The organism is Desulfonatronospira sp., from assembly GCA_003563255.1.
In the GTDB taxonomy this organism is placed as follows: Bacteria; Desulfobacterota; Desulfovibrionia; order Desulfovibrionales; family Desulfonatronovibrionaceae; genus Desulfonatronospira.
The window spans coordinates 1-7,374 of record PWSL01000103.1; the positions used below are offsets into that span (position 1 = coordinate 1).

General features: G+C 52.3%; 8 protein-coding genes and 2 tRNA genes. 2 read left to right on the forward strand and 8 right to left on the reverse strand.

Going from position 1 to position 7,374, the window contains the following annotated elements:
- The 4 genes from QZP87_RS03010 to serS all read right to left on the reverse strand — a co-directional run.
- On the reverse strand, positions 1-118 hold a 118-nt coding region (locus QZP87_RS03010), incomplete at its 3' end, for an Rpn family recombination-promoting nuclease/putative transposase (RefSeq protein WP_291321444.1).
- A 753-nt stretch (positions 119-871) separates the two neighbouring features.
- Positions 872-947 (reverse strand) — tRNA-Glu (locus QZP87_RS03015).
- Positions 948-955: 8 nt separating this feature from the next.
- Positions 956-1,031, reverse strand: a tRNA-Lys gene (locus tag QZP87_RS03020).
- 59 nt (positions 1,032-1,090) lie between these two features.
- On the reverse strand, positions 1,091-2,368 hold the full coding sequence (serS, locus tag QZP87_RS03025; RefSeq protein ID WP_291321437.1) for a serine--tRNA ligase: 1,278 nt from the start codon (positions 2,366-2,368) through the stop codon (positions 1,091-1,093).
- A 222-nt stretch (positions 2,369-2,590) separates the two neighbouring features.
- Between serS and groES the strand changes: the two genes are divergently transcribed.
- Together groES and groL are read left to right on the forward strand one after the other, a co-directional pair.
- A complete protein-coding gene (groES, locus tag QZP87_RS03030; protein ID WP_291321438.1) occupies positions 2,591-2,878 on the forward strand; it encodes a co-chaperone GroES in 288 nt (95 codons plus the stop codon).
- Between the two features lie 37 nt (positions 2,879-2,915).
- Complete coding sequence (gene groL / locus QZP87_RS03035; RefSeq protein WP_291321439.1) at positions 2,916-4,568, forward strand: chaperonin GroEL; 1,653 nt, start codon at positions 2,916-2,918, stop codon at positions 4,566-4,568.
- 59 nt (positions 4,569-4,627) lie between these two features.
- Here groL and QZP87_RS03040 read toward each other — a convergent pair whose 3' ends face one another.
- The 4 genes from QZP87_RS03040 to atpE all read right to left on the reverse strand — a co-directional run bounded on the left by QZP87_RS03040 (position 4,628) and on the right by atpE (position 7,089).
- Complete coding sequence (locus tag QZP87_RS03040; RefSeq protein WP_291321440.1) at positions 4,628-5,389, reverse strand: MBL fold metallo-hydrolase; 762 nt, start codon at positions 5,387-5,389, stop codon at positions 4,628-4,630.
- Between the two features lie 16 nt (positions 5,390-5,405).
- A complete protein-coding gene (locus tag QZP87_RS03045; protein WP_291321441.1) occupies positions 5,406-5,891 on the reverse strand; it encodes a hypothetical protein in 486 nt (161 codons plus the stop codon).
- A 152-nt stretch (positions 5,892-6,043) separates the two neighbouring features.
- Positions 6,044-6,697, reverse strand: coding sequence for a redox-sensing transcriptional repressor Rex (locus QZP87_RS03050; RefSeq protein WP_291321442.1), 654 nt, complete (start codon positions 6,695-6,697; stop codon positions 6,044-6,046).
- A gap of 71 nt (positions 6,698-6,768) precedes the next feature.
- A complete protein-coding gene (atpE, locus tag QZP87_RS03055) occupies positions 6,769-7,089 on the reverse strand; it encodes an ATP synthase F0 subunit C (protein ID WP_291321443.1) in 321 nt (106 codons plus the stop codon).
- Positions 7,090-7,374 lie beyond the last annotated feature (285 nt).

Here is a 7,374-nt window from a genome sequence, read left to right on the forward strand (position 1 = left end):
GGTCCAGGCGGTTCAGAATATTTGCAGGCAGAAAATTCCCCAGAAGATTCAGGGCGTTTTTTCTGTCTGAAAAAACATTCTTGAATATCTTGTCGTGAGCTTGTTTAATTTTTGACATGATTTGGTTTGATAATACAGCTCGTGATGCCTGTGTTAGGGGCTGCTTGAAAATGCCATAAAACGCCGGTTTAAAATTGTTGTTTTGGAGCAACCGCCAGCTCCAGACATAAAGGTTGATGCCGGCGGTTGCCTGTGCGGAGCTATTGTTCCTGAATCTGGTCTTTCATCCTGTAGCTTTTGCCTTCGATAATGTGGCTGGAGCCACAAAAAAATGGTGTCCCCAGGCTGGAGCCTGGGAACAAGAGCAAATATCCTGAAATTAGCAAGTACCTGATTTTAGTGCCAATACGATTATAGTTACTTAGAAGAATCCTTGATGGGCAGGCCTGCCAGAGCTGTACGGGATATGACGTGGTTTACCCGGTTAAATAAGATTTGAGCCAATATAAATGACTGCTCAAATCTTAGCTTGAGGCGCACAGGGCATACCATGGAAGATAGCGGTTACTGAAATCACGTGCAGTAATAATAGATACTTAAACCTCAAGCAATTTAACCGGGTAGACGGTTTGACGGTCGTTACAGATAAAGCGGGCTATGCGGGGCATGAGATACCTCCTTTAAGGCTTGTGGTTGAGCTGTTGGAAGAATGGATAGCATAAGCTGAAATAAAACGCAAAAAGAGACTGTCCCCTTCTTCCATTCAATAAAAAAGAAGCCCCCGTTTCTACAGCTTCGGGGGCTTAGTACTTCCGTCGGTACTTCTACCGGCAACGGCTATGGGCAACAGGATATAACCTGTTGAAATATTTGGCGTCCCCAAGGGGGTTTGAACCCCTGTTTTCGGCGTGAGAGGCCGACGTCCTGGGCCGCTAGACGATGGGGACGCTTTAAATGGTGGGCCGTGCAGGGATCGAACCTGCGACTCTCTGCTTAAAAGGCAGATACTCTACCGGCTGAGTTAACGGCCCCCTGTTCGAAACGATATAAGATACTCATCGGGATAGAATTTGTCAACAAAAAATCCAGTTCATTGCTTCCTGATCTGGTCCATGCCTCCCATGTAAGGCCTGAGCACTTCAGGGATCACAATGCTGCCGTCTTTTTGCTGGCAGTTTTCAATGATTGCCACCAGGGCACGTCCTACCGCCAGCCCGGAACCATTCAGGGTATGCACAAGGCGGCTTTTCTTGCCCTGCCTGGGCTTATACCTGATATCCCCCCGCCTGGCCTGGAAATCCGTGAAATTGGAACAGGAGGAAATCTCCCGGTACTTGCCCTGCCCCGGCAGCCAGACCTCTATATCATAGGTCTTGGCCGCGCCGAAGCCAAGATCACCGGTGCAGAGGCTGACCACCCGGTAGTGAAGTCCCAGTCGCTTAAGAATCTCTTCAGCATGGCCCAGAAGCAGATCCAGTTGCTGAAAGGAGTCGTCTGGATGGGCAAAGCGCACCAGCTCCACCTTGTTGAACTGGTGCTGCCTGATTATGCCCTTGGTATCCTTGCCGTGGGACCCCGCCTCGGATCGGAAGCACCCGGTAAAGGCGGCATAAGCCAGGGGAAGCCGGTCTTCATCCAGTATTTCACCCCTGTGGATGTTGGTCAGGGGCACCTCGGCAGTGGGTATGAGGTAGTATTCCCAGTTTTCCAGCTTGAACAGATCCTCTGCAAATTTCGGGAGCTGTCCGGTGGCGGTCATGCTTTCACGGTTGACGATCATGGGTGGCATGGTCTCCTGGTAGCCGTGTTCCCCGGTCTGCACGTCCAGCATAAAATTTATAAGGGCCCTCTCCAGGCGCGCTCCCCAACCCAAGTAGATGACAAACCTTGATCCGGTCATTCTGGCTGCATGCTCAAAGTCCAGCCCCCCCAGTTCAACGCCCAGGTCCCAGTGCTCCCGGGGCTGAAAATCCATGGGGGGCTTTTCTCCCCAGGTCCTGACCTCCAGGTTGTCCTCCTCGCTGCTGCCCACCGGCACATCCTCGGCCGGGATATTAGGCACTGTCAGAAGCCACTCCTGTACCTGCCTGTCCAACCCTTTAAGCTCACCATCCAGTTCCTTGATGGTTTCGGAAAGCTCGGACAATCCTTCCAGAGCCTGGTCCGGATCGCGCCCCTCCCTCTTGGCCAGAGCCACTTCCTGGGATGCCTGATTACGCCTGGTCTTGAGTTCCTGTACTTTACGGGTAAGTTCCCTTCTTTGCTGCTCCATCTTTAGAAAGTCATCCAGATCCTGAGCCGCACCCCTGTTTTGAATGCTTCTGGCCACTACCTCAGGATTGTTTCTGACAAGTTTTATATCCAGCATCAGCTGCTCCTTTATGTCGGAAAAATTTTCGCGGAAAAAAAGATGCCTGCCCCAAAAAAGGCTGGATGTCAAACCAGCCGGCCCTGAAAATCCCGCCTGACAAGGATACAAAAAAAATTATTAAAAATGTTAGCACTCGGTCTTGACGAGTGCTAACATTTTTATTATATATCTCAAGTTTTCAACAAAACCAAACAAAATTCTATAATGGAGGTAAGGATTATGAACTTGAAGCCGTTGCATGACCGTGTATTGGTCAAACGTCTTGAGGAAGAAGAAGTGACCAAGGGAGGTATCATCATTCCGGACACAGCCAAGGAAAAGCCCATCAAAGGAGAAGTTGTGGCTGTAGGTCCCGGCAAGACGGGTGATGACGGAAAAAATCTGCCCATGACCGTCAAAACCGGAGACATCGTCCTGTTCAATAAGTACGCCGGCACAGAAGTCAAGATCGATGACATAGAGCATCTGGTGATGCGTGAAGACGACATTTTGGCCATTATCGATTAACATAATACCCATTCAGATATTTTAAGGAGGAATTTATATGGCTGCCAAGCATGTATTGTTCGATGTGAAAGCAAGAGAGAAACTCCAGAAGGGCATGGACCAGCTGGCCCGCGCGGTCAAGGTCACCCTGGGCCCCAAGGGGCGCAACGTGGTAATTGAAAAGTCCTTTGGAGCACCTACCATCACCAAGGACGGAGTAACCGTAGCCAAAGAGATCGAGCTGGAAGACAAGTTCGAAAACATGGGCGCGCAGATGGTCAAGGAAGTCGCTTCAAAAACCAGCGACGTAGCCGGAGACGGAACAACCACAGCCACAGTCCTGGCCCAGGCGATCTTCAATGAAGGCATCAAGCTGGTGGCCGCCGGCCGCAACCCCATGGCCATCAAGCGCGGTGTTGAAAAAGCAGTTGAGACCGTAGTGGCCGAACTGGACAAGATAACCAAACCCACCAGGGATCAGAAGGAAATCGCCCAGGTAGGCACCATTTCCGCCAACTCTGATCCCACCATCGGCAACATCATCGCCGAAGCCATGAACAAGGTGGGCAAGGAAGGCGTAATCACCGTAGAAGAGGCCAAAGGCCTGGAAACAACTCTGGACGTAGTGGAAGGCATGCAGTTTGACCGCGGCTACCTCTCACCTTACTTTGTCACAGACGCTGAAAAAATGGTCAGCGAGATGGACGACCCCATGATCCTCATCTGCGAGAAAAAGATCTCCGCCATGAAGGACCTTTTGCCCGTCCTGGAACAGGTGGCCAAGATGAGCAAGCCCCTGGTGATCATTGCTGAAGACATTGAAGGCGAAGCCCTGGCCACCCTGGTGGTGAACAAGCTGCGCGGCACCCTGCAGGTGACTGCAGTCAAGGCCCCGGGCTTCGGCGAGCGCCGCAAGGCCATGCTCCAGGATATCGCCATTCTTACCGGCGGACAGGTGATCTCCGAAGACGTTGGGTTCAAGCTTGAAAACGCTACCGTCAACGATCTGGGCAAGGCCAAGCGCGTAGTCATTGACAAGGAAAACACCACTATTGTGGACGGTGCAGGCAAGGCCGAAGACATCAAGGCCAGGATTAAACAGCTCCGCGCAGAGATCGATGAAACCACCTCCGATTATGACCGCGAAAAGCTGCAGGAACGTCTGGCCAAGATCGTGGGCGGCGTTGCAGTCATCAATGTGGGCGCAGCCACTGAGAGCGAGATGAAAGAGAAAAAGGCCAGGGTTGAAGATGCCCTCAACGCCACCCGGGCCGCCGTGGAAGAAGGTATCGTACCTGGAGGCGGAGTAGCCTACATCCGCGCCCTGCCTTCCCTGGACAACGTCAAGGCAGCAGACGATGATGAAATCTCCGGCGTGGATATCGTGCGCAAGGCCATGGTTGAGCCCCTGCGCCAGATCTGCATCAACGCCGGGTTTGAAGGCGCACTCATAATTGAAAAGGTCAAGGACAGCAAGGACGGTAATGGCTTCAACGCGGCCACCGGAGAATACGAAGACCTCATAGCTGCCGGGGTGATCGACCCCAAAAAGGTCACCCGCATCGCACTGCAGAATGCTTCTTCCGTTGCATCCCTGCTCATGACCACCGAGGCTGCCATAGCTGAAAAGCCCGAGGACAAGAAAGAAGGCGGAGCCCCGGGCGGAATGGGAGGCATGGGCGGAATGGGAGGCATGGGCGGAATGTACTAACCTCCCTGCCGTCGGCAATAATATATAACAAGGACCGGGTCAGTCACCCGGTCCTTTTTTTATATCTCCACTGCCTCTCCTGGTTCCGGCATAAAGCCCTGTACCTGTTCCTTGTGCAGAAAGCTTTGAAGCTGGTCTTTATGCCTGCGTCGCTCGCCGCGCTGCATGTGGACCAGAGCTGCCTGACGGATATCTGCTGTACGCACCATGGAGGCCACCTGCTCTGCGCTGTTGTGCCCAGCCGTATGTCCCTTCAGAGTAAAGGCCTCGCAGATGGCAAGGTCGCAGCCCTGCAGCTCCAGCCATGCATCCTGCTGCAGCCTCCCGTCCCCGCTGTAAAATAACGTCTTGCCACCGCTTATGAACTTTATCCCGAGACATGGGACCGCGTGCTCTACAGGCAGGGCTACAGCCTCTACACCTGCCAGCTGAAGCATTGCCCCGGGATAAGCCTGTTCGAAAATAATCTCAAACCCCAGACGATCCCATTTACCAGGATAGGCGAGTTCCATGGCCTTTTTTACAGTTTCAAAAGTGTCAGGGCCTCCGCCCAACTGCAAAGGTCTGGACCTGCCGTGCTCGCTGATGCGAATTAAAAGTTGCGGCAGTCCAAGGAAATGATCTCCATGCAGGTGCGAGATCCATACTGCGTCGAGTTCCAGTGGATCCGGCACCAGTCTCCAGTATGCTGGAGCAGCGGTAAATCCGCAATCCAGAAGAATCATCACTGTTGCGCCATTATTCTTTGCCCTGACCAGGATACTGGTGTTGGGAAGGTTCTCGTCAAAGGCTTCCCCAACACCGCAAAATAGAGTCTTCATAGCCCCTCCCCGGTCCTTAACCGGGCCTGTCCGTATACAGCCAGGAGGCGGGGGGTGTTTTACCCTTGAAAAATTCCTCCACTCCGGCCCGGTCATCTGAATGTACCTGAAGGCTGCTCAGGGGCAACGGCTTCGCCCGGCCGCCGAAAACCTTCAAGGCCCGGTCAAAAAATTCCCCCTGCACAAAACAGGCCTTTATCCTGACAAAGCGTCCCAGTCCCTCCCAGGTGGTGCGAAGTGCGACCATATGTTCTCTGTCCGGAGGACAGGTCAGTATGTTGCCGGTCTTGATGAGTGCCTTTAAAACCCTGGATGGCAGCACTGCCGACCAGGTTCCCAGGTTCTTCAGAAGCAGTGGTTCCAGGGCCAGAAAATAGTGCTCGTCAATGCGGCAGGCCATGGAAAAGCCCGGCACGTTTAAAATATGATCGTCCAGCCTGTACTTCTCCCCCAGCACTCTTTGCAGGTCCCCTGCAAGTTCTGTATAATCTGTAAGTGTCATAAAAGCATCCTTCACCAGAGCAGTTTATTCCTCACATGCACTCAAAGCAGGGGGCAGGCATCCCTGCATAAATTTATTGTAAGCATTCAGGAGGTGCCGGAACCGGCATGGGGACTGTCCCCAGGCCTGAGGTCGGGGGGGAATCGAAATGATCAGAAAAGACCCTTGATCTGCTTCTGGGTGATATTGAAGGCCACTGAGAACATATGGTGAATAAAATCTACATACTCTACGGATACGTAATCCGGAGCTGTTATCCTTGCAGGGGCGAAATTGACGATTCCCTTGATCCCGCCCTCGATCAGGTAGTTGGCGGCTCTCTGAGCTCTTTCCGGGGGAGTTGTGATCACCCCTATTTCCACGTTCATCTCCTGGGTGCTTTCAGGCAGTTTGCTGGAACAATTGACTTCAAGTCCTGCAATTTCCTCGCCTATCTTGAAGGGGTCGCAATCAAAGGCCGCTACAATGACAAAGCCTCTTTTGCGCAGCATATTGTGCCGTAAAAGGGCACGACCCAGATTGCCCACGCCCACCAGGACCACGTTCCAGTTCCTGTCCAGTCCCAGGCTTTGTCTGATGGCTCCGCGGAGCTCATGAACATAATAGCCCACCCCTCGAACGCCGAATTCGCCGAAGTAAGCCAGATCCTTGCGTATCTGGGAAGGATTTACCCCGCACAGGTGAGCCAGCTTTTCAGATGAAATGACTTTCAGTCCCTGCTGCTCCATTACTTCCAGTTCCTGTACATAGACGGCCAGCCTGGAAATTGTGGCCCGGGGTATACGTTCAAATTTTAGATAGTGCATAGTGAAATTTTTAACAATCACCGTCAGAAAAAAGGGAGGGGGATGCCCCCTCCCTTATAGTAAGGTCAGGTCTAGATGAAAGGATTAGCGAACAGCAGAATCAGGTTGATAACCAGAGCGTAAATAGCCAGAGACTCAATCATGGCAAGACCGATCAGCAGGGTAACGGTGATTTTACCGCCTGCCTCCGGGTTGCGGGCTGTACCTTCACAAGCGCCCTTCAGACCCAGGCCCTGTCCAATGCCGGTACCGATGGCGGCAATACCCATGCCCAGACCTGTGGCCAGGGCGATGTTGCCGATAACTTCGGGTGCCACTTCAGATGCAAATGCGGCACTGGCAAGACCTACGAAAAACACGGTGTGAAAGATAATCAACAAAGACTTACGCATTACAAAACCTCCTAAGATTTATTTGTTCGGTCAAAAGACCATTTCCCCCGATAATAATCACGTCCCCAACCGGTTGTCGTGCTAGCAAGTCAGCGGTCCGGTGCAGCAGGCTTCAGGGCCATGAAACCAGATATTAGCACTACAGCAAAACTTATAAAATTTTATGCCTCAATTGGGGACAGGCACCCCCGCACTTATTTTTATTGAAAATGATCTTGGTTTTATTGGAAAAAATAAGTGCGGGGAGAGCCAGTCCCCGGAGGTAAATAAATAAGTTTCGCTGTA

Coding starts and splice junctions, on each gene's coding strand:
- QZP87_RS03040 (WP_291321440.1), bottom strand. CDS start 5,389: ATGAAGACTCTATTTTGCGGTGTTGGGGAAGCCTTTGACGAGAACCTT.
- QZP87_RS03050 (WP_291321442.1), bottom strand. CDS start 6,697: ATGCACTATCTAAAATTTGAACGTATACCCCGGGCCACAATTTCCAGG.
- atpE (WP_291321443.1), bottom strand. CDS start 7,089: ATGCGTAAGTCTTTGTTGATTATCTTTCACACCGTGTTTTTCGTAGGT.
- groES (WP_291321438.1), top strand. CDS start 2,591: ATGAACTTGAAGCCGTTGCATGACCGTGTATTGGTCAAACGTCTTGAG.
- QZP87_RS03045 (WP_291321441.1), bottom strand. CDS start 5,891: ATGACACTTACAGATTATACAGAACTTGCAGGGGACCTGCAAAGAGTG.
- serS (WP_291321437.1), bottom strand. CDS start 2,368: ATGCTGGATATAAAACTTGTCAGAAACAATCCTGAGGTAGTGGCCAGA.
- groL (WP_291321439.1), top strand. CDS start 2,916: ATGGCTGCCAAGCATGTATTGTTCGATGTGAAAGCAAGAGAGAAACTC.